The sequence below is a fragment of the Nocardioides dubius genome (genome assembly GCF_039528155.1).
Taxonomy (GTDB): domain Bacteria; phylum Actinomycetota; class Actinomycetes; order Propionibacteriales; family Nocardioidaceae; genus Nocardioides; species Nocardioides dubius.
This window is the reverse complement of record NZ_BAAALG010000009.1, coordinates 50,779-73,541: the sequence shown is the minus strand read 5'-3', so window position 1 is coordinate 73,541 and position 22,763 is coordinate 50,779. Positions and strand designations below refer to the sequence as shown.

The 22,763-nt window shown below is 66.9% G+C and carries 28 protein-coding genes; 21 read left to right on the top strand and 7 right to left on the bottom strand.

Annotated elements, in window-relative coordinates:
* Window positions 1-53 precede the first annotated feature (53 nt).
* From aat to ABD151_RS11335, 4 genes are all read left to right on the top strand, one after another.
* Window positions 54-722 (top strand): leucyl/phenylalanyl-tRNA--protein transferase, encoded by a 669-nt coding sequence (gene aat, locus ABD151_RS11350; protein ID WP_343994364.1) that lies wholly within the window; start codon window positions 54-56, stop codon window positions 720-722.
* Window positions 723-968: 246 nt separating this feature from the next.
* The gene (locus ABD151_RS11345; protein ID WP_343994362.1) at window positions 969-1,430 is read left to right on the top strand and encodes a hypothetical protein; all 462 of its coding nucleotides are present in this window, start codon (window positions 969-971) and stop codon (window positions 1,428-1,430) included.
* Between the two features lie 95 nt (window positions 1,431-1,525).
* Window positions 1,526-2,017 (top strand): hypothetical protein, encoded by a 492-nt coding sequence (locus tag ABD151_RS11340; protein ID WP_343994360.1) that lies wholly within the window; start codon window positions 1,526-1,528, stop codon window positions 2,015-2,017.
* Window positions 2,018-2,105: 88 nt separating this feature from the next.
* Window positions 2,106-2,528 (top strand): hypothetical protein, encoded by a 423-nt coding sequence (locus ABD151_RS11335; RefSeq protein ID WP_343994358.1) that lies wholly within the window; start codon window positions 2,106-2,108, stop codon window positions 2,526-2,528.
* Between the two features lie 31 nt (window positions 2,529-2,559).
* Here ABD151_RS11335 and ABD151_RS11330 read toward each other — a convergent pair whose 3' ends face one another.
* Genes ABD151_RS11330 through ABD151_RS11320 form a run of 3 tightly spaced genes read right to left on the bottom strand, consistent with a single transcriptional unit; the run spans window position 2,560 to window position 3,840 of the window.
* Window positions 2,560-2,892, bottom strand: coding sequence for a rhodanese-like domain-containing protein (locus ABD151_RS11330; RefSeq protein ID WP_343994355.1), 333 nt, complete (start codon window positions 2,890-2,892; stop codon window positions 2,560-2,562).
* 49 nt (window positions 2,893-2,941) lie between these two features.
* Window positions 2,942-3,316, bottom strand: coding sequence for a fluoride efflux transporter FluC (locus ABD151_RS11325; protein WP_343994353.1), 375 nt, complete (start codon window positions 3,314-3,316; stop codon window positions 2,942-2,944).
* Window positions 3,313-3,840, bottom strand: a complete 528-nt coding sequence (locus tag ABD151_RS11320) for a fluoride efflux transporter FluC (RefSeq protein ID WP_343994351.1) — start codon at window positions 3,838-3,840, stop codon at window positions 3,313-3,315. Before ABD151_RS11320 ends, ABD151_RS11325 begins: the two co-directional genes overlap by 4 nt.
* 159 nt (window positions 3,841-3,999) lie before the next feature.
* Here ABD151_RS11320 and ABD151_RS11315 point away from each other — a divergent pair, with 159 nt between their 5' ends.
* On the top strand, window positions 4,000-4,962 hold the full coding sequence (locus ABD151_RS11315; RefSeq protein ID WP_343994349.1) for a DUF389 domain-containing protein: 963 nt from the start codon (window positions 4,000-4,002) through the stop codon (window positions 4,960-4,962).
* Between the two features lies 1 nt (window position 4,963).
* On the opposite strand, the gene ABD151_RS11310 is transcribed toward ABD151_RS11315, so the two are convergent.
* On the bottom strand, window positions 4,964-5,830 hold the full coding sequence (locus ABD151_RS11310; protein WP_343994347.1) for an Fpg/Nei family DNA glycosylase: 867 nt from the start codon (window positions 5,828-5,830) through the stop codon (window positions 4,964-4,966).
* 65 nt (window positions 5,831-5,895) lie between these two features.
* Between ABD151_RS11310 and ABD151_RS11305 the strand changes: the two genes are divergently transcribed.
* The 15 genes from ABD151_RS11305 to ABD151_RS11235 all read left to right on the top strand — a co-directional run bounded on the left by ABD151_RS11305 (window position 5,896) and on the right by ABD151_RS11235 (window position 19,071).
* Entirely contained in the window at window positions 5,896-6,135 is a 240-nt protein-coding gene (locus tag ABD151_RS11305) for a hypothetical protein (RefSeq protein ID WP_343994345.1), read from the top strand.
* A 70-nt stretch (window positions 6,136-6,205) separates the two neighbouring features.
* Window positions 6,206-6,712, top strand: coding sequence for a hypothetical protein (locus ABD151_RS11300; RefSeq protein ID WP_343994343.1), 507 nt, complete (start codon window positions 6,206-6,208; stop codon window positions 6,710-6,712).
* Window positions 6,713-6,714: 2 nt separating this feature from the next.
* Window positions 6,715-7,917, top strand: coding sequence for a hypothetical protein (locus ABD151_RS11295; RefSeq protein WP_343994342.1), 1,203 nt, complete (start codon window positions 6,715-6,717; stop codon window positions 7,915-7,917).
* A gap of 124 nt (window positions 7,918-8,041) precedes the next feature.
* Entirely contained in the window at window positions 8,042-8,440 is a 399-nt protein-coding gene (locus ABD151_RS11290; RefSeq protein WP_343994340.1) for a hypothetical protein, read from the top strand.
* Between the two features lie 158 nt (window positions 8,441-8,598).
* Window positions 8,599-9,096, top strand: a complete 498-nt coding sequence (locus ABD151_RS11285) for a SigE family RNA polymerase sigma factor (protein ID WP_343994338.1) — start codon at window positions 8,599-8,601, stop codon at window positions 9,094-9,096.
* Complete coding sequence (locus tag ABD151_RS11280) at window positions 9,093-9,911, top strand: hypothetical protein (protein ID WP_343994336.1); 819 nt, start codon at window positions 9,093-9,095, stop codon at window positions 9,909-9,911. The genes ABD151_RS11285 and ABD151_RS11280 overlap by 4 nt, the downstream gene beginning before the upstream one ends.
* 89 nt (window positions 9,912-10,000) lie before the next feature.
* The gene (locus ABD151_RS11275; protein ID WP_343994334.1) at window positions 10,001-10,888 is read left to right on the top strand and encodes a hypothetical protein; all 888 of its coding nucleotides are present in this window, start codon (window positions 10,001-10,003) and stop codon (window positions 10,886-10,888) included.
* Window positions 10,881-11,861 (top strand): peptidoglycan-binding domain-containing protein, encoded by a 981-nt coding sequence (locus ABD151_RS11270; RefSeq protein ID WP_343994332.1) that lies wholly within the window; start codon window positions 10,881-10,883, stop codon window positions 11,859-11,861. The genes ABD151_RS11275 and ABD151_RS11270 overlap by 8 nt, the downstream gene beginning before the upstream one ends.
* Window positions 11,837-12,028 (top strand): hypothetical protein, encoded by a 192-nt coding sequence (locus ABD151_RS11265; RefSeq protein ID WP_343994330.1) that lies wholly within the window; start codon window positions 11,837-11,839, stop codon window positions 12,026-12,028. Before ABD151_RS11270 ends, ABD151_RS11265 begins: the two co-directional genes overlap by 25 nt.
* Window positions 12,025-12,744, top strand: coding sequence for an ABC transporter ATP-binding protein (locus tag ABD151_RS11260; RefSeq protein WP_343994328.1), 720 nt, complete (start codon window positions 12,025-12,027; stop codon window positions 12,742-12,744). Before ABD151_RS11265 ends, ABD151_RS11260 begins: the two co-directional genes overlap by 4 nt.
* Window positions 12,741-13,958 (top strand): ABC transporter permease, encoded by a 1,218-nt coding sequence (locus tag ABD151_RS11255; RefSeq protein WP_343994326.1) that lies wholly within the window; start codon window positions 12,741-12,743, stop codon window positions 13,956-13,958. Before ABD151_RS11260 ends, ABD151_RS11255 begins: the two co-directional genes overlap by 4 nt.
* A gap of 25 nt (window positions 13,959-13,983) precedes the next feature.
* Window positions 13,984-14,496, top strand: a complete 513-nt coding sequence (locus ABD151_RS11250; protein ID WP_343994324.1) for an RNA polymerase sigma factor — start codon at window positions 13,984-13,986, stop codon at window positions 14,494-14,496.
* 101 nt (window positions 14,497-14,597) lie between these two features.
* A complete protein-coding gene (locus ABD151_RS11245) occupies window positions 14,598-15,797 on the top strand; it encodes an ATP-binding protein (RefSeq protein ID WP_343994322.1) in 1,200 nt (399 codons plus the stop codon).
* Between the two features lie 438 nt (window positions 15,798-16,235).
* Window positions 16,236-18,056 carry an AAA family ATPase gene (locus ABD151_RS11240; RefSeq protein ID WP_343994320.1) on the top strand — a complete coding sequence of 607 codons (1,821 nt, stop codon included), beginning with the start codon at window positions 16,236-16,238 and terminating at the stop codon, window positions 18,054-18,056.
* Window positions 18,057-18,084: 28 nt separating this feature from the next.
* Window positions 18,085-19,071: a hypothetical protein gene (locus ABD151_RS11235; RefSeq protein ID WP_343994318.1), complete on the top strand. Its 987-nt coding sequence runs from the start codon at window positions 18,085-18,087 to the stop codon at window positions 19,069-19,071.
* Between the two features lie 132 nt (window positions 19,072-19,203).
* Here ABD151_RS11235 and ABD151_RS11230 read toward each other — a convergent pair whose 3' ends face one another.
* Together ABD151_RS11230 and ABD151_RS11225 are read right to left on the bottom strand one after the other, a co-directional pair.
* Entirely contained in the window at window positions 19,204-20,661 is a 1,458-nt protein-coding gene (locus ABD151_RS11230) for a hypothetical protein (protein ID WP_343994316.1), read from the bottom strand.
* The gene (locus ABD151_RS11225) at window positions 20,658-20,945 is read right to left on the bottom strand and encodes a type VII secretion target (protein WP_343994314.1); all 288 of its coding nucleotides are present in this window, start codon (window positions 20,943-20,945) and stop codon (window positions 20,658-20,660) included. Before ABD151_RS11225 ends, ABD151_RS11230 begins: the two co-directional genes overlap by 4 nt.
* 239 nt (window positions 20,946-21,184) lie before the next feature.
* On the opposite strand from ABD151_RS11225, the gene ABD151_RS11220 reads away from it, so the two are divergent.
* Window positions 21,185-22,018 (top strand): hypothetical protein, encoded by an 834-nt coding sequence (locus ABD151_RS11220; protein WP_343994312.1) that lies wholly within the window; start codon window positions 21,185-21,187, stop codon window positions 22,016-22,018.
* Here ABD151_RS11220 and ABD151_RS11215 read toward each other — a convergent pair.
* A complete protein-coding gene (locus ABD151_RS11215; RefSeq protein WP_343994310.1) occupies window positions 22,015-22,656 on the bottom strand; it encodes a TetR/AcrR family transcriptional regulator in 642 nt (213 codons plus the stop codon). The genes ABD151_RS11220 and ABD151_RS11215 overlap by 4 nt on opposite strands.
* Window positions 22,657-22,763: the final 107 nt, after the last annotated feature.

The window sequence follows — 22,763 nt, the reverse complement described above, 5'->3', positions numbered from 1 at the left end:
GGGCGCGTTGGCCGAGCGGTCCCGTTCGGTGGAGCCGCCACTAGAGTGGCGGCGTGCAGGTAGAGCCGCCGACGACGCCCTGGGTATTCCCGCCCGTGGCACCCGGAACCGACGATCTGGTGGCGATCGGCGCGGATCTCGAGCCGGGCACGCTGTTGGCCGCCTATCGCGCGGGCTACTTCCCGATGCCGTTGGGCGACGTCGACGAGCCGGACGGCGACATCGGCTGGTGGTCGCCGCAGCGGCGCGGGGTGCTGGAGCTGGACGGGTTGAAGGTGTCGCGCTCGCTGCGCAAGACGGCGCGACGCTTCGAGATCCGGATCGACACCGCGTTCGCCGCCGTGGTGGACGGCTGCGCGGACCCGGCCCGCGACGGAGCCTGGATCTCCGAGCAGATCCGCGCCGCCTACCTGGAGTTGCACCGGCTGGGCTGGGCGCACTCGGTGGAGGCGTGGGCCGGCGATGAGCTGGCCGGTGGCCTGTACGGCGTCGCGGTCGGTGGGGTGTTCGCCGGCGAGTCGATGTTCCACCGTCACCGTGATGCCTCCAAGGCGGCGCTGATCGGGTTGGTCGAGCACCTGAGCGCGCAGGGCGGCGAGCGGTTGATCGACGTCCAGTGGCAGACCGAGCACCTGGCCACCCTGGGCGTGGTGGAGATCGACCGGGCTCGGTACCTGCGCCGGCTCGCCGCGCTGCTGGAGACGCCGCCGGCCTTCTGGTGAGGGAGGCGGGCCCGGCCGTCGGCGGCGAGCGGTTCTGGAGAGGCGCGCCGAAGGTTCTGCGTTCGGCGGATGCCGAATCGGAAAATCGGTATGTTTCAACGCGATGATCTCGGGAAGAAGTCTCCGCGGTGCCGCAAGGTGTCACGCGCAGGACGCCGGATCGTCATCACGATGTGGCAGCCGCGCAACACGCTGCGGGCAGGGTGCAACGGCACCCGAGTCACATACCGAACAAGGGGATAGAACGTGAAGCGACTTGCACTGGTTGGAGCCAGCCTCGTGCTGGTGGGTGGAATGGCGACCGCATGCGGCAGCCCGCCCGAGGACGCCTCGAAGGACGACTTCTGCAAGCAGTTTGAGAAGTTCGGCGAGGTGAACGACGAGGACTCGTTCAACGACTTCAAGGACGAGCTGAAGGACCTGGGCACGCCCGAGGAGATCGACGGCGACGCTCGCGAGGGCTTCGAGATCATGGTCGACCTCGACTGGAACGACACCCAGGACGAGGACTCCGTCGACAAGGACGACCAGGAGAAGGTGACCACCTTCTTCACCAAGGCTGCCGAGCTCTGCGCGGGCGGCGAGGCGCCGACCGGCGACGGCGAGTCGACCGACGTGCCGACCGACATCCCGAGCGACCTCGAGTCGTCGCTGGACGACCTGGAGTCGCAGCTCGATGAGCTCCCGACCGAGGTTCCCTCGGAGTGATCTGATCGCATCTCGCGACACGTCGACGGGCGTCCCGGCAGTGCCGGGGCGCCCGTTGCGCTTTGCTGCCGCGTGGGTTCTGGCATGCTGGAGGCATGAGGCGACTTGCTGGCTGGGGTGCTGTGCTGGTGCTGATGGGCACCGCCTTCACCGCGTGCTCCGACGACGACGGCGATGCCGGGGCCAAGGACGAGCCCACCAACACGAGCGAGAGCGCCGACGTCACCACCGACGATGCGGACGGTGACGCTGCCGGAGCCGACGGCGCCACCCGGGACGCCGACGAGGCCGCCTTCTGTGCGGCGATGAACGACTTCTACGGCGTGCTCGGCCGCGGCGACGCGAAGAAGTTCGAGGAGGCACGCAGCGCGCTGCTCGACGTCGGGGCGCCGGCCGTGATCTCGACCAGCGCCGGCGACGGCTACCAGCTCTTCATCGAGATGGTCGACGCGATGGAGCCCGACGATGAGAGCGTCGGCGAGGATCTGGCCAGTGCCGACAAGAAGCAGCTTGCGACGTTCGGCGACGCCTACTTCAAGCTCTGCATGGACGCGACCGACTCGGAGCAGTTCGGCGAGTCGGAGTGACGACCCGGCGCGCGCGTCGTTGCTGCTGACTGGGAGGGTTCTCCCGGCGCCGCGCAGGGTGTGCGGCGCGCAGACGAAGAGGCGGACAATGAAGCGACTTGCCTATGCCGGCATCGGGGCCGTGCTTGCACTGACCGTGGTCACGGGGTGCTCGGACGACGACGGTGACGACGGCAAGAAGGAGTCCGCTGCCGCCTCGGTCGAGGACGCCCCGAAGGACGCCTCGTCCGAGGACTTCTGCACCGCGATGGCGGCATTGACCGACGCGACGCAGGGCGAGGAGGAGAAGCCGTTCCGCGATGCCCTGGAGTCGCTGGCCGAGGTCGGCACTCCGGCCGAGGTCGCGGACGAGGCGCGCACCGGCTTCGAGGTCTTCGTGACCGCGCTGGACGAGCTCGCCTGGAGCGATCGGGCGAACATCGACCCGCTGGACGGTGACGACGAGGCGGCCGCCACCGCCTTCGTGACCGCGTTCTCGGACGCCTGCGCCGAGCAGCTCTCCACGGAGTAGTCCGCGCGGTCGCCCGGCGAGCCTGCTCGGCTCAGAAGACTTGCGGGGCCTGTCCGGTGCTGCTGACCATCGGGCGCCCTGCGGCTTCCCAGTCGAGCATGCCGCCGTCCAGGTTGACGACGTCGCGGCCCTGGCTGGCGAGCCAGGCGGTGGCCTGCGCGGAGCGGCCGCCGACCTTGCAGACCACCAGGGTCTGGTCGAAGCCGACCTCGTCGACGCGCTCCATCAACTCGGACATCGGGATGTGCAGAGCGCCGTCGATGTGCCCGGCGTCCCACTCGATCTGCTCGCGCACGTCGAGGACGACGAGTCCTTCGGGAAGCGGGTTGGGGACGCCGTCGATGGCCACGGTAGGAACCTGCATGGGGCCAGACTGTCACACCGGGCGGGCCGTGGCGCAGCGCCGGTTCGGCTCAGAGGGCCTGGCCGATGCCGAAGCCGATCGCGGCCGCGAGCACTCCGGTGAGCAGGCTCGCGGTGAGCAGCCCGGTCGCCACCGCGAGGCCACGGCGACGGGCGACGTCCAGCACCTCGTAGCTCAGCGAGCTCCAGGTGGTGAGCGCCCCGCAGAACCCGATGCCCAGCGCGAGGGTGAGCCGGGCGCTCGCGGGGTCGGCGCCGACCAGGACGCCCAGGATCAGCGAGCCGACGAGGTTGACCAGCAGCGTGGCGCGCGGGATCGGCGGGACGTCGTGCCTGCGCCCCGGCCGCGGTGCCAGCGCCAGGTTGGCGAGCTGCCGCACCCCGGCCCCGAGTGCCGCCCCCAGGCATACCCACAGCACGCTCATCCCCCGAACCTGCGCTCGTTCCCGCCGAACTTGCGCTTGTTCCCGCCGAGCTTGCGCTTGTTCCCGCCGAACTTGCGCTTGTTCCCGCCGAACTTGCGCTTGTCGGCTTCCGATGCGGCGCTGCGTGGCCACCAGCGCTCACCGGCCAGCGTGCCACCGATGACGGCGAGCAGTGCGCCGAGAACGGTGAGCACCAGGTACCCCAGCGCCAGGGCCGCCCTGCCGTCGTCGACCATGCTGACGACGTCGACCGCGTAGGCGGAGAAGGTGGTGAAGCCGCCGAGGACGCCGACGCCGAGGAACGGGCGGGCGAGAGCGGGGGCGGTGCCCGCGGCGACCCAGGCCATCAGCACGCCCATCAGCGCGGAGCCGGCCACGTTGATCGCCAGCACGGTCCAGTCGAACGCGGTGGACGGCGTCAGCTCCTGCAGTTGCCAGCGGGCCAGGGCACCGAGCATCCCGCCGAGCATCGCTGCGGCGAGCGCCGCCGTAGGCGAGGCGGTGGCTGCCGGGTGCTCAGGCATCGGACGGGTGGCTCCTGCGATCGTCGTCGGGCTGGTCCGGGCAGCATAGGGCGTGACGCCGGTGCGCCTGGCGCGGCAATGCCGGACGGTGCCGCGGAGGTTGTGAGATTCTGCCCAGGCTCGCGATTGTCGCGGCGACGTCACTGGGGGAGGCCCGACGTGCAGCACTTCCGCATCACCGTCCCGCCGGAGCTGACCGACGAGGTGCTTGAGGTCTTCACCGATGACCCGGCGGTGAGTCAGCTCGCGGTGAACCGGGGCGCGTCGTTGCAGCCGGCCGGCGACGTCGTCGACGTGGACGTGGCGCGCGAGGCGGCCAACGAGTTCCTGGACCGGTTGGAGGAGATCGGGGTCCCGGAGCAGGGCACGATCCACCTCGCGCCGGTGACGGCCTGGGTGTCGCGGGCGGGGTTCGAGGCGGAGCGGCACACGCCGGGCGCCAGCGCGGATGCGGTGGTGTGGGCCGACGTGACGCAGCGGGCGTACGAGGAGTCCGAGCTCAACTGGACCTACCTGGCGTTCATGAGCCTGGCGACGCTGCTGGCGTCGATCGCGATCGTGATCGACTCGCAGGTGCTGGTGGTCGGCGCGATGGTGCTCGGGCCGGAGTTCGTGCCGATCGCGGCGCTGGGGCTGGCCGCCGTACGGCGGCGGACGGCGCTGTTCCGGATCGCCGCGCGGACGCTGGTGGTCGGGTTCGTGGTGGCGATCGCGCTGACCACGGTGGCGGCGCTGATCGCCCGCTGGTTGGGCTGGGTGACCGTCGACCACGTCACCGGGCCGCGCCCGGGCACCGACTTCATCTACTCGCCGGACAAGTGGTCGTTCATCGTCGCGGTGATCGCGGCCGCGGCCGGCGTGCTGTCGCTGACGTCGGCGAAGGTGGGTGGGCTGTCCGGCGTCTTCATCTCGGTGACGACGGTGCCCGCGGCGGGCAACGTCGCGCTCGGCATCGCGTTCGGCGTGGGCCACGAGATCACCGGCAGCGCGTTGCAGCTGGCGCTCAACATCAGCGGCATGGTGATCGCCGGCTGGCTGACGCTGGCGGTACAGCAGGCGTTGTGGAAGCGCCGCTCGGTGCGGTTGGCGCGGGCGCGGAGCCGGGCACGCGCGAAGGGGTGAGCTACTTCAGCAGCTTGCTCATCCGCCGGTCGGCGAGCGGCTTGCCGCCGGTCTGGCAGGTGGCGCAGTACTGCAGGCTGGAGTCGGCGAAGCTGACCTCGCGGACGACGTCGCCACAGACGGGGCACTTCTTGCCGGCCTGGCCGTGGACGGCGAGGTTCGACTTCTTCTCGCCCTTGAGCTCGCTCATCGCCAGCCCGTCGGAGCGGGCGACGGCGTCGCTGAGGGTGTCGCGGATCGCGGCGTAGAGGGTGGCCAGGGCGTCGTCGTCGAGCGAGTTGGCGGGCTTGAAGGGCGACATCCTCGCGGCGTGCAGGATCTCGTCGGAGTAGGCGTTGCCGATCCCGGCGATGGTGCCCTGGTGGCGGAGCACGCCCTTGAGCTGCGAGCGGCCGGCGGCGTCGAGGATGTCGGCGAGGGTCTCCAGGGTGAAGTCGTCGCTGAGTGGGTCCGGGCCGAGGCGAGCGATGCCTGGGACGTCTGCCGGGTCGCGGACGATGTAGATCGCCAGCGACTTCTTGGTGCCGGCCTCGGTGATGTCGAGCCCGGAGTCGTCGTCGAGGACGATCCGTGCGGCGAGCGGCGACTTGCCGCCGGGGCGGGGCGGGAGCTTCGGCACCTCGTCGCGCCAGCGGATCCAGCCGGCGCGGGCGAGGTGGAGCACGAGGTGCAGCCCGCCTGCGGTGATGTCGAGGAACTTCCCATGCCGGGTGACGCCTTCGACGAAGGTGCCTTCGAGGGCCTGGACCGGCGGGTCGTAGGTCTTCAGTGCGCTGAAGGCGGCGAGCTGGACGGCGACGATCGCGCGCCCGTCCAGGCGCCGGGCCAAGTCGGCGCTCAACGCTTGCACCTCAGGGAGTTCGGGCACGTCGTCACCCTACCGGCTGGTGGGACTGAGTGACGCCAGTCACACTTCTACGGCAGAATGGGTTCATGACAGCGCCACTGGTGCCGGCCGAGGGGTCGGTGTTCATCGACGACCGCGGCAACGGTCGCGCGCTCCGGCTGACCTGGCATGCCGAGGCCGGGGTGATGGTGCTGTCGTTGTGGCGTGACCGTCTCTGCACCGGCAGCTTCCGGTTGCCTGCCGAGGAGATCCCGGCAGTGATCGAGGCGTTGCGCGCGGGTCAGATGGCGGCGTTCGGCGCCGGCGAGCTGATGGCGAGCGGCTGAGCCGCAGTTTCGTTGCGCGTGCCTCCGGGTAGGAGCGCTCCGTCAGGGAGTTGCACCGCGGGAGGACGTCATGGTCGAGACCAATCTGGAACGGATGTACCGGGCGGGGAAGATCGAGATCCCGGAGTTCGCCGACTTCGTCTCGCGGGCCAGCAACGACTTCTACGCCGCCCTGCAGGTCTTCGACGAGCAGGCGGCGCTCGCGGGTGACCCGGGGTTCCTGCGGTCGATGCTGGAGATCGGCGGCGTCACCTACACGTCGTTCCGCAACGCGGTGACCACGCTGAACAACTGCGCGACGGCGGTGTTGCTCTCGGCCGATCACTACGTGCAGACCGACGACGGCGCGCGGGCGGACCTGGCGGCGATGGATGCGAGCCTGCGGGATCTGCCGATCCCTGGCGCAGCCGAGGTGCCGCCGGAGGTGACCGACCCGCAGACGCCGGGCGCCGTCGACGAGGACGGCGACGTCGTCGTCACCACGCCGGAGCCGGGCTCGGCTGCCGACGACGCCGAGGAGCGCGAGCTCAACGAGGAGATCAGCCGGCAGATCCACAACCACGAGAACCGGGGCTGACGATGGCATTCTCGAAGGCGACGTTCAGCCAGCGGCTCAAGGAGATCGAGGAGCTGCTCGGCTATCTGCGGGGCAACGAGAACGCGGCCAAGTACCTCGACGAGCTGCGGGCGTCGTCCGAGTCGGAGCCGAACTGGTTCACCAACTCCGACGAGATCACGTTCAAGAACATCGTGAAGCTCGACGCCGGCTACAAGTTCCCCTGCCCGGACGGGCGCTTCACCTTCCCGCCGGAGTGGAACGGCTGGGGGATGTTCACCTTCTCCAGCGAGAGCAGGCCGATCACCGAGGCGGACGAGCGGAGGCTGGTGGCCGACATCCAGCGGGGCGCGGATCAGTCGTGGGAGAACGGATTCGCCTGGTCGCAGGGCATCGCGGGCTACGCGGAGAGCCTCTGCGACCAGTTCACCAAGCCCGACGTCGGTGCCCTGGCTGAGGCCGTGCGCGACGTCCAGCGCCGGGTGATCGAGCCGTTCAAGGCGGCCTGGGACGACGACTGGGCGCGGCTGGGCGGGATGGAGACGGTGTGGACGTCGCCGGCCGGGCGGTCGTTCCAGGAGTTCTACCAGAACGTGAACGAGAACCTGAGCCGCGAAGCGTGGTACGCCGGCTCGGTGGCCGTGGGCTTCGCCCTTGCGACACAGGGGATCGCAGGGACGCAGCAGGGTGCGATGGAGTACTTGGACGCCGTCAAGGAGCAGCTGGAGGTTCAGCTGGAGCGATGGGTGCAGTGGGGTTCGCAGCCGTCGGGCTACGGTGACTCGTCGAACGTGCCGGTCGGTGACGTCTTCACGATCTTCAAGAACGTGGTCTCGATCGGGGCGACGTTCTTCAAGGACGAGCTGAACGCGGTGAAGAAGACGGTCGACCTGATCGGCAACATCTCCGCGATCGTCACCGGCGTCGACAACCTGACGCCGGACGCCGTGCCCAGCAAGTACGTCGACATCCCGGTGCAGAGCGCCGAGGAGGCGTACACATCGTTCGTGGGCACGCTGCGCACCGACTACTTGGAGGCGTACCAGGACGGGATGGCGTCGTTGCAGAGCGGCCGGGTTCCCGGCGAGGTCCCGGACCCGAACAACCTGAGCAACGAGGTGTTCAGCGGCGAGGGGTTGCTGGAGTCGCGCGAGGACGACCCGAACGACGACCTGACCGGCGTGCCGGCGGAGAGTCTGGTGGGGGAGAACGACTCCTACTCGTAGCGGCGCGCCACACCCGGCACGGTTGCGCACGTGACGTCGACGACGGATCCGGACAGTACTGAGTGAGGGCCAACACCCCTTTCGCCGCCGTAGCGGTGAGAATCGCTCAACTCGGGAGAAGTCGATGGATCGTCTGAAGATGATGGTGTTCGGCGCGACTGCCGGAACCGCAGTGATGCTTGTCGTGATGACCGCCGCACCGGCGGATGCTGCCGGTCAAGACGGAACCCTCCACGATGGGGAGTTCGGGTTCTACTACAACAGCGGGTGCAACGGATCGATGTCGGACTTCGCAACCCGGAAGGCCGACCTCGCGGGCTACAAGTTCTTGTCCGGTGGGGCGGGTCAGAACACCCCGGTGAAGAACAACTCAGCATGTGCCGCGAACGCTCGTAGTACGCAGAACGCGCGGGTGTACTTCAACTCGAACTACCTGGGTGCGAACGACCTGATCCCCGCGGATCAGTACGGGAATCTGACGAACACCTACAACGAGAACGCCTCGTTCCGGTGGCTTGGGTGAGATCCACCCGTCAGGCCAGGCGTAGCCCTGCGGCGTGCTCAGATGCGTCCTCGGCTGCGCCGGGCGCGCTCTCGCTAGCCGCACAGCAGTCGCGGGGCTCCTGCCACATTTCCCACGCCTAGCGCGTCTAAAGCGTGACAGGGTAGGAAGGGGCAGGCGTGAACCGAGACCACGACTTCATCGAGTTCGCCACGGCGCGCTCCGCTGCGCTCTACCGGTCCGCGCTCGTGCTGTGCGGAGATCGGCATCTCGCTGAAGACTTGGTGCAGGAGTGCCTGGCAAAGCTCTTCCTGGTCTGGGGAAGACGCGGGATCGACAATCCGGCCAGCTATGCGCACGCCACACTCGTCCGGACCTTCCTCAGTGCGCGACGACGACGCAGCTGGAGTGAGCGGCCCGCCGCCCAACTTCCCGAGGTCATGGCTGCAGAGACTGACGTGGGCCTGCGTCTGGATCTGGTGGCGGCGCTGCGTGAGCTGACCCCGACCGATCGTGCGGTTCTGGTCCTTCGGTTCCTCGAGGATCGCACCGTCCAGCAAACCGCCGAGGCGATCGGCATCAGTGCTGTGGCAGTGCGTAGCCGAACGATGCGTGCGCTGGCTCGGATCAGACCCCTGCTTGACGACGAAGCCGAACCGTTAGGAGACCGCGCATGACAAGCCTTGACGATCGTCCATCTGAGGAATGGCTCGTGCAGATGCTGCGCGAGTCGACCCAGGACGTCGAGACGCCCGTGGCGTCCCTCGTGCGTGCTGGCCATCAGCGCGGTCGAAAGCTCCGCCGCCGGCGTCGGATCATGGTGGCCGGCGCATGTTCCGTGGCGGCGGTCGGCATCTCAGGCATGCTCGTCAGTGGCGTCCTGCAGCGTGATGCGCCCGAGAATGGCGCGGCCGGATCGCCGTCCGCGTCGCCCTCCGGTTCCCCGACCGATCGCCCAGCGACCTTCGGCGTGCGGGCCACGAACATGGCTCCGACACTGGCAGAGTTGCTGCCTGCAGGCACTGCCAGCCACCTGCAGAGTTGGTCGGACGGTCCGCGGACGGTCGGCGATCTGCCCGTCCCGGGACGGGAGGGGCTGGAATCGCTGGGTTCCTCCTCGGAGTCACCGGTGCAGGGCGGGAGTCTGATCTTCGACGACGGCGCGGGGCCGGGTCTCGTCTCCGTTCTCGTCTCTGCGGGGCCGGAGGAGGAATCCGCGACCGCCATTGCCGAGGCGCGGACGTTGTGCAACGACGAGGCGCGTTGCTCGGAGCGGGCGGGCGGCCTCGTCGTCGAACTTGAAGAAGTTGCTCGACCGGGAACGGCAGTGCTCGCGTCGAGTGCACAGTTCTTCCGCGCCGACGGGTTCTTCATCCAGGTCACGGCCTACACCGCTACGCAGGAGAAGGGCGCGCCCCCGACTCGGGCCTTGCCTTCCCTCGACGGCGGGCAACTGAGCGCGATCGCGACCGATCCCGTCTGGGTCTCCTGATGGGGTTCTGTTCCCGTAGCTCGGCAAGGTTGAGTGTGGCTGTGGCCTCGCTTGCTCTCGTGGCGGCTTGCCAGGGCGGAGAGTCGGCCATGGAACGCGCTGACGGCGAACCCGGTCCGGAGCAGCCGCCATCGACACCGGCCGGCTCGGTCAGCTCGCAGGACGGCGGGGTTCAGCCGCCTCAGAAGTCTCCCTTGAGCGCGTACATGCTCCAGGGCTCCGAGCTGTTCACCGTCCAGGCCGCTGAGGATCTGCTCGCTGGGGACTGCCTCAAGCGGTTCGGGTTCGAACCGGTGGAGCGATCGCTCGACCTCGATGCTGTCATGGCAGAGCAACGCATGGCCGACACGCGCTTGTACGGCATCACCGATTCGTCCGAGGCGGCGCGGCATGGCTACCAGCCAGCGTCGTTGGCGGACCCCGCGGACGACTCGCCGAGCACGTCACCCAGCTATGACTTCGTGTTCAGTGGCGATCCGAACGGGGGCGTCGCGGTTCCCGAGAATGGAGCAGAGCTGACCTCACCTGGTGAATTCGGTGGCTTGGAGATTCCTGCCGGTGGTTGCCTCGGCGAGGCGCGAGAGAAGCTGTGGGGCACGGCCAGCGCCCGGGTGAAGGATGACTTTGCGCAGGGGCTCAGGATCACTGCCTACGAGAAGTCGATGGCTGATCCTCGCGTGCAGTCGCTCTTCGCGGAGTGGTCCGAGTGCTTGGGCCGGCGCGGATTCAACTACGCAACGCCGCTCGACCCGGAGTTCGGACGGGACGCGGGTGCGCCTGCGTCCGAAGCTGAGATCGCAACGGCTGTCGCCGACATCGCCTGCAAGGAGAAGACCTCGCTGGTGAGTCGCTGGAACAAGGTCGACGTTGCCTATCAGCGACAGGCGATCGAGGACAACCAACTTCAACTTACCGAGGACCGAGAGACCATCCGAGCCGGACTGCAACGCGCCACGAAGGTGCTCGATGGTGGATGAGCAAGTGGTTGAGGCTCAGCTGAGTGCGGGTCCTGACGGCGGGGGCGGTTCGCCGCTTGCGAGACGCAGGCGCGGCCTCGCCGCGATCCTGGTCATCGCGGTCCTGGCTGCGGCTGCCGGCTTCGTCGCGGGGCAGTTCGTCACCTCGCCCGCGGAAGTCGCCGCACGGACGAAGCCGCCCCCGCCGTCGATCATCACGGTTCCCGTCGAGGAGCGGGTGGTGGCGGACACCATGGTGACCCGCGGCCGAGTCGGGGCAGTCTCCACGACGTCGGTAGTCCCTACGCGCCAGCCGCCAGGAGTGGTTGAGGCGCTGATCACCAGGGCTCCACACCGAGCGGGAAGCCGGCTCGACCCCGGCGACGTCGTGGTTGAGGTCTCCGGGCAACCGGTCTTCTTCCTCCCCGGACGAATCCCGGCCTACCGCGATCTTCGGCCGGGTGCTCGTGGTCCCGATGTCCGGCAGCTTCAAGAGGCACTGAGGCGGGCCGGAAGCAGGGTCACGGATCGTGCGGGTCAGTTCGGCGCGTCGACGTCAGCCGCGGTACGGCGACTGTTCGTCAGCCAGGGGTACCCCGACCCAGGGCGGGGCGGGATGCCGATGTGGAACGTCGTCTACGTCGACACGCAGTCGGCCACTGTCGTCGTCGCAAAGGCAGTGGTGGGCGAACCTGCAGAGAACGCTGAGGTTCAACTAGCCTCCGGTGACCTGGTCGTCTTCGTCGACGTCGCACCGGCGATGACAGGGGTGTTGGACACGGGAGTCGCGGTCGAGCTGACTGCCGAGATGATCGACCGGACGGCGACCGGCAGGGTCGGCGAGGTCACGGCGGGAGAAGGCGGTGGCACTGCGACCATTGCTCCCGATGCTGTGTTGGGGCCTGCCTGGGCCGGCCAAGACGTTCGGGTAGAGATCGGGGCGTCAGCAGCCGAGGCCAGGTCTTGGCGGTGCCGGTCGCCGCGGTCTCGCTGAACGGCGCCGGCGAAACGGTGGTCACCGTTCGCCAGAGCGAGCGCAACCGGCAAGTACCGGTGGAGACGGGCGCGAGCGGTGATGGCTTCGTGGAGGTCGTGCCGGCCGAAGGGAGCCGCCTCCGGCCGGGAGACCTCGTCGTGGTCGGCATCGAAAGCCGATCATGAGCGCGGTGCGGTTGAAGGGGATCGCCATGACCTATCCGGGGCCTCCGGTAGTGCAGGCGTTGCGTGACGTGGACCTGACGGTTCCCGAAGGCGACTTCGTCGCGATCGTCGGTCCGTCAGGCTCGGGGAAGTCGACGTTGCTCAACATCCTCGGCCTGCTGGACCGACCGACCGCGGGTTCGTACGAACTGGCGGGCGTGGACGTGGCGGCACTGGGTGAGCGCGATCGCGCCGCTGTTCGCGGACAGCGGTTGGGCTTCGTGTTCCAGTCCTTCCATCTGCTGGATCAGCGAAGCGCGCTAGAGAACGTGATGCTGGCTGCGCTCTACCAACCCAGGCGGGCAGCACGTCGGTCCGCAGCGGGCGCGGGACCAGCCCAGGCCGGAAGGATGTCGATCCCGGATCGCGCGGCTCAGGTCTTGGCAAGCGTCGGGCTGAGCCACCGGAAGGTGGCTATGCCGTCACATCTCTCGGGAGGGGAGCGGCAGCGGGTGGCGATCGCTCGAGCACTGATGAACTCGCCGTCGCTGCTGCTCTGCGACGAGCCCACCGGCAACCTGGACACTGCGAACACCGCGAAGGTGATGAGCCTTCTGCAGGACCTCAACTCCCAGGGGCAGACGGTCGTGATCATCACGCACGACCGCTCCGTGGCCGAGCGCGCCAAGCGGCGTGTGTCCATCACCGACGGCATCCTCACCGAGGTGCATCGATGATCGGGTCGCGCCTGGACATCCGGCCCTCGCAGATGGGTGTGCGCCAATGGGCGAGCGAATGTGTCGCGGCTCTTGTTGCGAGGCCTGGGCGTTCCGCGTTGACTGCGCTCGGGGTGTTCCTGGGAGTAGGCACGTTCGTCACCGTCGTCGGCCTGGCGAACACTGCGTCGGGCCAGATCGATGCGCGTTTCGATGCGCTGGCCGCGACGACCGTCTCCGCAACGGACGCACGACGCTCGGCGGACGCTGCGTTCCCCTTCGGGGAGGAGAGCGAGCATCGCGTACGGCAGTTGAACGGTGTGGTGGCCGCCGGGGTGTACTGGCACCTCCCGGTGAGTGGCGAACAGGTACACGCGAGCCCTACGGGCGATCGCATGGGCGTCGAGGTCTATGCGGTCTCTGCTGGAGCCTGGAAGGTGACCGCACCGCGGGTTCGGTCCGGCAGGGTCTACGACGAGTTCGCTGACAGGCATCGGGAGCGGGTGGTCGTCCTGGGAGCTGCGGTAGCTCGGCGCCTGGGCATCACCACTCTGGCGACCCGCCCCTCGGTTTCGATCCAGGGCACGAGCTTCACCGTGGTGGGCATCATCGACGGCGCGGCGCGGAACCCTGAACTGCTGCTTGCGGTCGCGGTGCCCCGTGGCACGGCGCTTGCGCTGTGGGGCGCTCCCACGCCGAGAACGGCTGCCACCCTGCAGGTGGCGACCCAGGTCGGAGCGGCGGTGCAGGTTTCTGAGGAGGTCCGAGCGGCGGCAGCGCCTGCCCAAATCGAGGATCTTGCGGTGACGCCCCCTCCTGACCCCCGCCGCTTGCGCGACGGCGTAGGCGGGGATCTGCAAGGCCTACTCATCGGGTTGGCACTGGTCTGCCTGTTCGTCGGGGCCGTGGGAATCGCCAACACCACCCTTGTCGCCGTCGTCGAGCGAACATCCGAGATCGGGTTGCGGCGGGCGCTCGGCGCGCGGCGCCACCACATTGCTGCGCAGGTGATGGGTGAGTCGGCCGTCCTTGGTGGGATCGGCGGGCTGATCGGGACAAGTGTGGGCATCGTGATCGTTCTGGTGGTCTCCGTTTCCCGCAACTGGACGGCGCTGATGCCGTCGGAGCTGGTCTTCGCCTCGCCATTGATCGGCGTGGTGGTCGGCGCTGCGGCGGGGCTCTACCCCGCAGCCCGATCCGCGCAGATCGAGCCGACCGAGGCACTTCGGAGATAGCGCGGGGTAGGTCGAGGGAGGGCACGTGGAGGTTGACGAGTTCGAGCAGTTCTTCGCCTCGATCTGGCCTCGGCTTCTGCGGTCTGCGCTTCGTCGGCTCGGATGGGACGAGGCACATGAGGTGGCGAGCGCGACCATGCTCACCGTGTGGACGAAGGGTCTTCCCGCTCCACGAGACGGCGACGAGTACCTGAGGCTTGTCGGCCTGGGCTTCCGAATCCTCGAGGGGCACATTCGGAACCTGCGGCGCTCGTTGGCTCGACGGGAACGGCTTCTCGCCCAGTTGCACGCGCTCCAAGCGGTCAGGCCCACGGCCGAGCCGGACGCCTGTGAGGCGCTGCTGAGTCGCGACGACGCCTTGGCGGTCAGGGCCCTGTTGAGCATCCTCTCGACGGCCGAACGCGAGGTGGTCGAGTTGGTCGTCGCGGGCTACCGGGTGGGGGAGATTGCGAACCTGCTGGAACTGGCGCCCGGGACGGTCAGCTCCCGGCTCTCACGTGCTCGCAAGACCCTGGCCGAGTCTTTGGATCATCGGTGAAGTGATCTGCCCTGGGGCGCGGGCTGAGCTGACTTCGGTTGTCTCTGCGCGTCGCTAGCGAAATCTAGGGTTTCGACTAGAACCGCCGATACGTTCGGATCGTGGATCCGATTCGCAATCCCTATGCGCCCGGTGCCGGTCAACGTCCGCCTGAGCTGGCGGGCCGTGATGAGCAGCTGCGTGCGTTCGACGTCGTGCTGGAGCGGATCGCGCGGGGGAGGCCGGAGCGCTCGCTGGTGCTGACCGGTCTGCGCGGCGTCGGCAAGACGGTGCTGTTGAACGCGCTGCGCTCGGCGGCGGTGCGCAAGCACTGGGGGACCGGCAAGCTCGAGGCCCGGCCGGACCAGGCGTTGCGGAGGCCACTGTCATCAGCGGTGCACCAGGCGGTGCGCGAGCTGGGGCATCCCGAGCAGGGACAGGTCGACCATGTGCTCGGCGTGATCCGAGCGTTCGCCCAACGCGAGGCCGGACCGGCCCCGAAGCTGCGCGAGGCGTGGAACCCGGGCATCTCGGTGCCTGCGGCGAGGGGACGGGCCGACTCGGGCGACATCGAGATCGACCTCGTCGAGCTGTTCACCGACCTCGGCGGGCTGGCGGCTGACGTCGGCAAGGGCATCGCGATCTTCATCGACGAGATGCAGGATCTCGGGCCGGACGACGTGTCGGCGTTGTGCGCGGCCTGCCACGAGATCAGCCAGTCGGGGCTGCCGCTCGTGGTCGTCGGGGCCGGGCTGCCGCACCTGCCGGCGGTCTTGTCGGCAAGCAAGTCGTACTCGGAGCGACTGTTCTCGTACCAGCGGATCGACCGGCTCTCGCGGGACGCGGCGGACCGTGCGCTGTCGGCTCCCGCCGCTGACGAAGAAGCATCCTTCGACGACGAAGCCCTGGCCGCGCTCTACGTCGCCACCGGCGGCTACCCCTACTTCATCCAGGCCTACGGCAAAGCGGTCTGGGACCGAGCGCCCCGTACCCCGATCACCGCCGACGACGTTGCCGTTGCGGCACCCGAGGCTGAGGCTGAGCTGGCCGTCGGCTTCTTCGGCTCCCGCTTCGAGCGCGCGACCCCGGGTGAGCGGGACTACCTCCGTGCGATGGCCGACGCCGCGCTGGCGGATTCAGATGCGGACGACATCGGCTCTGTCCCGACCGCTGCCGTGGCCTCGCTGTTGGGCAAGAAGCCGCAGTCCCTGTCCCCCGCCCGAGATGCGTTGCTGAAGAAGGGCCTCATCTACTCCGGCGAACGCGGGCGCATCGCCTTCACGGTGCCGCACTTTGGGAGGTACCTACGGGAGCAGGGATGAGAATTTGCCCTGTAAGACCAATGGCATACGGCGAACAATGGAGTCAGGCCACCGGGCGGCGAAATCGACTCGAATAACTAGCCGTAGCCAACGAGGACGCGTTGGGAGTCGCAGGCAGTTCCCGACGGGAGTAGGTCTCATCAACAGCAACGCGCCGTCGTTCGCGGCGGAGCCGGTTGCCGCTGCCAGACCGCTGTTTTGGTGGCCGCAAGCCCTCAGGTCGCACATGACTCGCTGAAACGCAGTCCCATCCGAGCTGGCGAGCGCGGACTTTCCCGTTCGAGGAGCCGACCCTGCGGGGTCAACGCGCGGGTGATCGTTGATGGGCTGATCCGGGCTGCCTTCGGCGCTCCGCTAATCTAGCGCTGCGAACGGCGAAGGCCATGGATTCGGCGGACTATGCTCCGGTTGGCGGATAGTCTGGCCGGAGGATCATTCGTGACCGGGATACTTCTAGCGAAAGTCGAAACTGCGATGCTTCGAAGCCTCACTGTTGGAAATTTCAAATCCATTGGATCCGACGTAGAGATCGAGTTGGCCCCGCTTACTATTGTCACTGGCGCCAATAGCAGCGGAAAGAGCACCCTCCTTCAGTCGCTCCTCCTCCTGTTGCAGACCTTTCGCCATTCCAGCTCGGAACGGCAGTTTGTTCTGAATGGTCCCCTGACTCAACTCGGGGAGTTTGATGACATTCTTCATGCTGGTTCGTCATCCAGTCGGGAAATCTCGATTGGAATCCAGGTGGCCCCAGATGTCTCCGCCGACGACTCGCCTCAAAGTTTGATCAAGAAGGCGCGTGTTCCAGTTTTTGTAGACGGGCGGTGGAACTTCACGGATCGGCCGCTTCGCCCAGAAGTTAGCCAAACAGAGGGAAAGACTTTCCCTACAATCAAGAATCTTAATGTCGACGGATACTTCGAAGGCGGAGAAAACTATTCGCGGACTCAGATTAGGATCAAAAGACACTCGTGGGCTGCCGAACGTCGACGCCGGGTCGAAGGGTATGAAACGCTTCCCGAAAGATCGCACCAGTCGCTGTCGTGGTCGGTGAACTTTGAACCTCGTTTCGAGGGCGATGTTCGCGGCGTTCTTTTCGACCATTGCCTTCCTAGCGCAATTACGACGCGCGTAGATCTCCTGCAAGAGGTGGCTCGTCAACTCCTCAAGAGCATGATACTGCCGTCGAATACGCCAGTTCCTTCGGCCTTTCGCTTCTTTGAAGATCTTTGGCTGCTTGTGAAGGAGAACGTCATTGACCCATTGGATCTTGACGCCTCGCAACTCGGGGATAAGCCGTCGACAGCAGAGGTGCGCCGTTGGCAGCTCAAGCATTCACCCGTTCAGCGGCGGCGGATCGGCGAAAAGGTCCGGGAAAATCTGGAACGAGTGCTGGCTCAGTACGGCTCGATCAATGATCCTCAGCCGTGGCTGTTCGTCTCGGATCTGCCTGATTGGTGTTCGCGATCTGTAGGCGCACTCGAAGATGCGATCACTGGGCTCCGCTACTTGGGGCCGCTCCGCGTCCAACCCGCGCCAATCTATCCGGTGGCGACCACATTGGGTTCTGAGGATGTGGGTCCGAGTGGCGAGTGGACGGCATCCGTTCTTGATGCGTATAGAAACAAGTCAGTAACCTTTATCCACCCAGACGAGCTGCCTCTGTCCAGGGTCGATGCGCCGACTGTGACGATGCCGTTGGCTGAGGCAGTGCGCGTATGGACTAGGTATCTCGGGGTCGCTGAGAGCGTCGAAACAGCCGACCGGGGAAGTCTTGGGCACGAACTTACGGTCCAGAGCGGGCCATCGGAGCGGCGGTTGGCCCTCACGCATGTGGGCGTCGGGGTCAGTCAGTGTTTGCCTGTTGTTGTCAGTTTGCTACTGGCCCCTCCCGGTTCGATGACGTTGCTGGAGCAGCCCGAACTCCACCTGCATCCGGCGGTCCAGAGTCGCCTCGGCGACTTTCTGCTAACTATGGCAGCGTCGGGAAGGCAATGCTTCGTAGAGACTCATAGCGAGTATCTGGTCAACCGCCTCCGGCTGCGCATCGCAGAGGCAGACGGCGCAGAGATGAGTGAACAGGTGTCGATCCTATTCGCTGAGAGAATTCAGGGAAGATCATCTTTTCGCAAGGTTGATGTCAACCAGTTTGGGGCAATTCAGGACTGGCCTGATGGGTTCTTCGATGATACCCAGGATGATATCGAACTGCTCTTGAGCGCTTCTCACAGAAAGCGGACCGTGAATGCGCGCCGTCCTTGACCCTTACTATTTGGCATGTCATCAAGGAATGGTGACCGATACGGTGGAAAACCATGTAGAAGCGTTAGCTCAACTGTACAGTGAGAATCGCTCTGGGGAGCTTATTCTCATGGTTTCGGATGAACTTTTCGCTACGCTTTCCGCTGCGGATATGTTTCCACTGAAGGAAAAGTATCAGGAGCTATTGGGCGAATCTAATATTCACCACATCAGCGCAGGTGACCTATCTCGTATCGTATTGCGAATACTGGACCAAGCCGAGATTCTGGAAGACTTGGTGGTGGATCGCGAGATCGCAGGCTGCAGTTGCTGCGGAACTGGAATTATGGCGGCTTGCGAATGTCATGAAGAGTTCAACGCGGCTTTGGGTGCCACCCTGCACTCGTATGCCGCCATAACCTTGGTCGACCGTTCAAAGGCCGCTACCTTCTTGGCGACTCGGCGTAATTTTTCTCGGCTGCAGTGGAGTGTGGAGTTCTCTGCGATCATGACGGATCGAGATGAACTTTTCGAGGATGTAGGGGTGGACCTGGATCTCCTCGCTGTACAAACATGCAGTTCCTTGTTGACATTGGAATCCTCGCAAGAATTGGTGTTGTCTATCGATATAGATGATCACTTTGGCGAAGTGGCGGTCGCTGCCTCTATTCGACAGTTTGATTTACGGGATGGGTCTGAGCGTTGGTCCCTCGGCCCGCGCTTTGTTGATAGTGCGGCCCATGCAGGAGTCCACAAGGTTCCCGGGTTGGCGAACAAGTTTCTTCGAGCGTGTGCGGAGGTGGTCTCTAATCCATCGCAGCGAGACTCGCACTGGCTGAGAACCTCAATCGGAGGAAGTTCGCCACAGCGTAAGAATGGTGGCGCGGCGGCCTGGCGGGCCGACATTGATCGAGAATGGCATCTGCACTACTGGCTGATGCCGGATGGCTCCGTGCAGCTCTCGTGCGTGGTTCCGCACAACTCTTTTGATATTGCTCCGCCGGACTTCGGCGCGAAGGTTCAATCCATTCATTGAGAGGTCGATAATGGCCGCCTGATTGCCGCTCTGATGGAGGGCAACTGCCAATCCCTGTCCTCGGTGGGATGGGCTAATCCGAGTGTCATTGCGATGAATCCTTCGGCCCTGGCAGCGGATGCTGGAGTAACATCACGCCACCTCGACGTCGCCCCGATCCCCAGGCCCGCTCCCACCCAGGTACGGCTCCACCGCCGGCACGTCCGTGTCCTCACCCAGCCGCGTGGAGGGCGCGGTGCCGTGGCGCTCCCAGTACTCGCCGGAGAGGTGGCGCCAAGAACTGAAGGGGGCGTCGCCGTACTGGGGGTCGCCGACGTCGTGGTGTTGCGGGAGCTCAAGCATCGGGCCGAGGGAGGACATGTTGTCCGCCTCGTCCTGGACCACCGTGTTCGTCGTCCCGTCAGGCGCATCGTGGTACGCCTCGAACTGGGGGTAGTCGCCGATGGTGCCGCCGACCTGAGGCCCGCCGGGGCCGGGGTTCACGTACAGCGTGCCGTTGACGGTGTGCATGAGGTCCGAGCCGGGCGGCGCGAACGGGTTGATCGCGTCGTAGTGGACCTCGAGGTTGCCGGCCGTCGTCTGGCGGACGTCGACGCGTGGCGTGTCCACTTCCACGTTGCCGGCCGCGTCCACCGACGGGTTCTGCCGGACCACGATCGTGCCGGTCTCGTAGTCGATGAACATCGTCACCCGGGTCTGCTCGGGGTCGAAGTGCGGGTCGAAGCCGCGGTTGTCGCCGAGGTCGCCGTGCGGAAAGTTCGTCACCTGGTCGATCGGGATGAACAGCCCGATCCGCACCGTGCCCTGCCCGGGCTGCGGGGTGATCCGCCCGATCTGGATCACCGCGTCCGTGTCCTGGTACTTCGCGTCGTACGACGTCGGGTCGAGCGCGGCCGCCAGCTTCCAGTCCGCAACAGACGATGGCGGGCGCCCCATCGCCTCGGTGAACGCGTCGATCTGCGCCTGACGCCGGACCGGGTCGAGCTCGCCCCACCCCGGCAGCTGGCCGTCGGTGATCGGATCGTCCAGCTGGTCCATCACGCCGGCGAACTTGCCGCCGTCCGCCCCGATGTTGACGTCGTACTCGCCACGCGCCGCCGCACGCAGGATCCGGGCCAACGCGTCGTCCGCGGCCTGCGCATCCTCCAGCGCGTAGCCGATCTCGCGGGCACACTCGTCCGCCATCCCCTGTGCCATCGCGATGCCGATCCCGCTGCCTGGCTCCTGCGCCCAGATCGGCGGCGCCGGCACGGTGATCGTGTTGCTGGTGGTGTCGACCGTCCACCCGTAGCTCACGGCCGTCGCCAGCTGGTCGTCCATCAGCCGCTTGGCGCGGATCAGGTCCGACTGCGCCTCGCTCACCCCACCCAGGACGGCGGCAACGGTCGCGGTCGCATCGGCCAACCGGTCGCACATCCGCACGTGTGCGGCGCGGGCCGCCTCGGCGTCGTCGCTCACCCATGCGGCTGGCGGCGTGCCGTCCACCATCTCGTCGGTCAGGTCGGCGAGACCCTTGCGGCGCGTGTTGAGCGTGTCGATCACCGCATCGAGCGAGCCCGGCTTCCAGGACTTCAGCGTGGCGATGTTCATGGGAACACCGGGTAGCCGCCGGCGACGCTGCCGTCCGCTTCGACCCAACCGTCGGCGGCGCCGTGCAGGTTGGTGCCGTGCGTCGTCATGTCGGTGTTCAGCGTCGCGAACCGTGTCTCCCACTGCGTCGTCAACGCCTCCGCCGCACTCGCAGACGAACTGCTCGGCATCGCTGTGCCGATCCCCGCGAGCGCCGTCGACGGGTCGTTCGTCTTGATGCCGTCCGCGGCGTCCTCGACCTTGTCGGCGGCCTTGTTGATGGCTTCGGGTACGACCTCTGGCATGGGACTCACTCTGCTTGCGTGCGTGCTGGGGACATAGAGAGGTCTGCCCGGATGGTTGCGGAGTCAAACCAAGGAGGCGGGCGCGGGGGCGTTTCCCAGCACTTCCCGGCAGCCGGTGGCAGGATCGCGATGCCCATATCTCGGTGTCGTGTACCAGCAAGGAGAGCCGGATGGCAGTGCCCTACCCCAGCGATCGTCAGCGTTCCTCCTACGGGGCGGAGCGTGACGTCAGGAACGCTGTGGCGACCAAGGTGATCCTGGAGAGTCTCGACGAGACCCCGAGTTGGGAACTCCTGGTGGACCGGATCGCGCAGCGGTTGCGGTTGGACCTCTCCAGTGCGTCACAGCGCTCGAAGGTGCAAGATGCGTTCCTGGCGGCCGAGATGGACCTGGAGTGGTCGGGAACCGTCGTATACGCATTGGACGGGACCTTCCGCCGTCCGCAGGGCCAGGGAGACCCGGCGGCGGTCACCGAGGGCGAGCTTCGCGACGTTGCAGACGCGGTGCTGCGTCTCGGTTGGCCGAACCCCGGACACAAGAAGAGCCGCACCATCTACGAGTGCTTCGTGGAGCTTGGCGGTCGCTACCGGCACTGCGACGTTTACTGGGCCATGCACCGGCACCTCAAGGACTTCAAGCTGCGCGTGGTCCGCGCGCACTGGATGCTTCAGGATGATCTGCCTGCCATGCTCGCGAACCCCGACCTCACGATTGAGGAGCGTCAGGAACTCGAACGCGAGCTGGAGCGCGACCTCGTGCAGAAGTACGTGGCCTGGCTCGGACGCCGGATTACCAAGCGCCGCTTCACAAACGGACGCGAGGCAGATCTGTTCGATTCAACCCGAGGTCTACTCATCGAGGCGAAGATCGACCACCGCGACGACGTGCTGATCGCTCACGGCATGGGGCAGGCCATGTACTACCGCTCCCTGGACGCCTTGCCGATCGACACCAAGATCGCCGTGCTGATACCTGGCCGTCCAAGCGACGAGGTCGTCCGACTCCTGGACATCTACGACGTCGGGCTCATCCATCCGGACGGCGACTCGTTCGTCGAGATGCTCCGCTCCTAGCCAGCGTTGGCGCCTGCGCGCAGGCCGCCCACCGCCAGGTCCACCACGTGCGCGACGACGGCGTCCAGCTCGCGCTCGCCGTCGACCAGGCCCAGCGCCCACTGCTGCTCGAAGGCCGCCAGTGCGGACGCCGACATGGTGAGTACCAACGTGATCCGCGCGAGCGCGGTGGCCGGCGACAGGTGGGTGAGTTCGCGCTGCATGCGGGTCGCGAGCTCGGTGTGCAGGGCACGCACGGAGGCCAGCGTGGGGTCGCGGAAGTCGACGGTGGGGGAGACCCGCGCCAGGAACTGCAGGTAGGTCGAGCCTGGCCCGGCCGCGCGCAGGTGCTCGGCCAGGGGCAGGATCATCGCCTCCAGCAGTGCGCGCAGCGGGTCGCGGTCAGCCGCGCCGTCGAGCGCGTCCACCATCTCCCGGCGCCGCTGGTTGATCACCAGCATCCGTCGGCGGAACACCTCGCGCACCAGTCCGTCGCGGCCACCGAAGTGGTAGGCGACGGCGGAGTTGTTGCGCTGCCCGGCGGCCTTGGCGATGTCCCGCATCGAGACGCCGTCCAGGCCGTGCTCTGCGAATAGCCGCTCGGCGGCGTCGACGAGGGCATCCTTCGGCCCCGAATCGACTCCCGCGCGCTCGCTCACCCGGGAACCGTACCCAATGCGACGCTCCAGTGGGACGCCGCGTCCCACGGTTTAAGTCACTGCCTTAATCTGGCGACGCCGCGCACCCGCCAACCCCGGAGGAACCC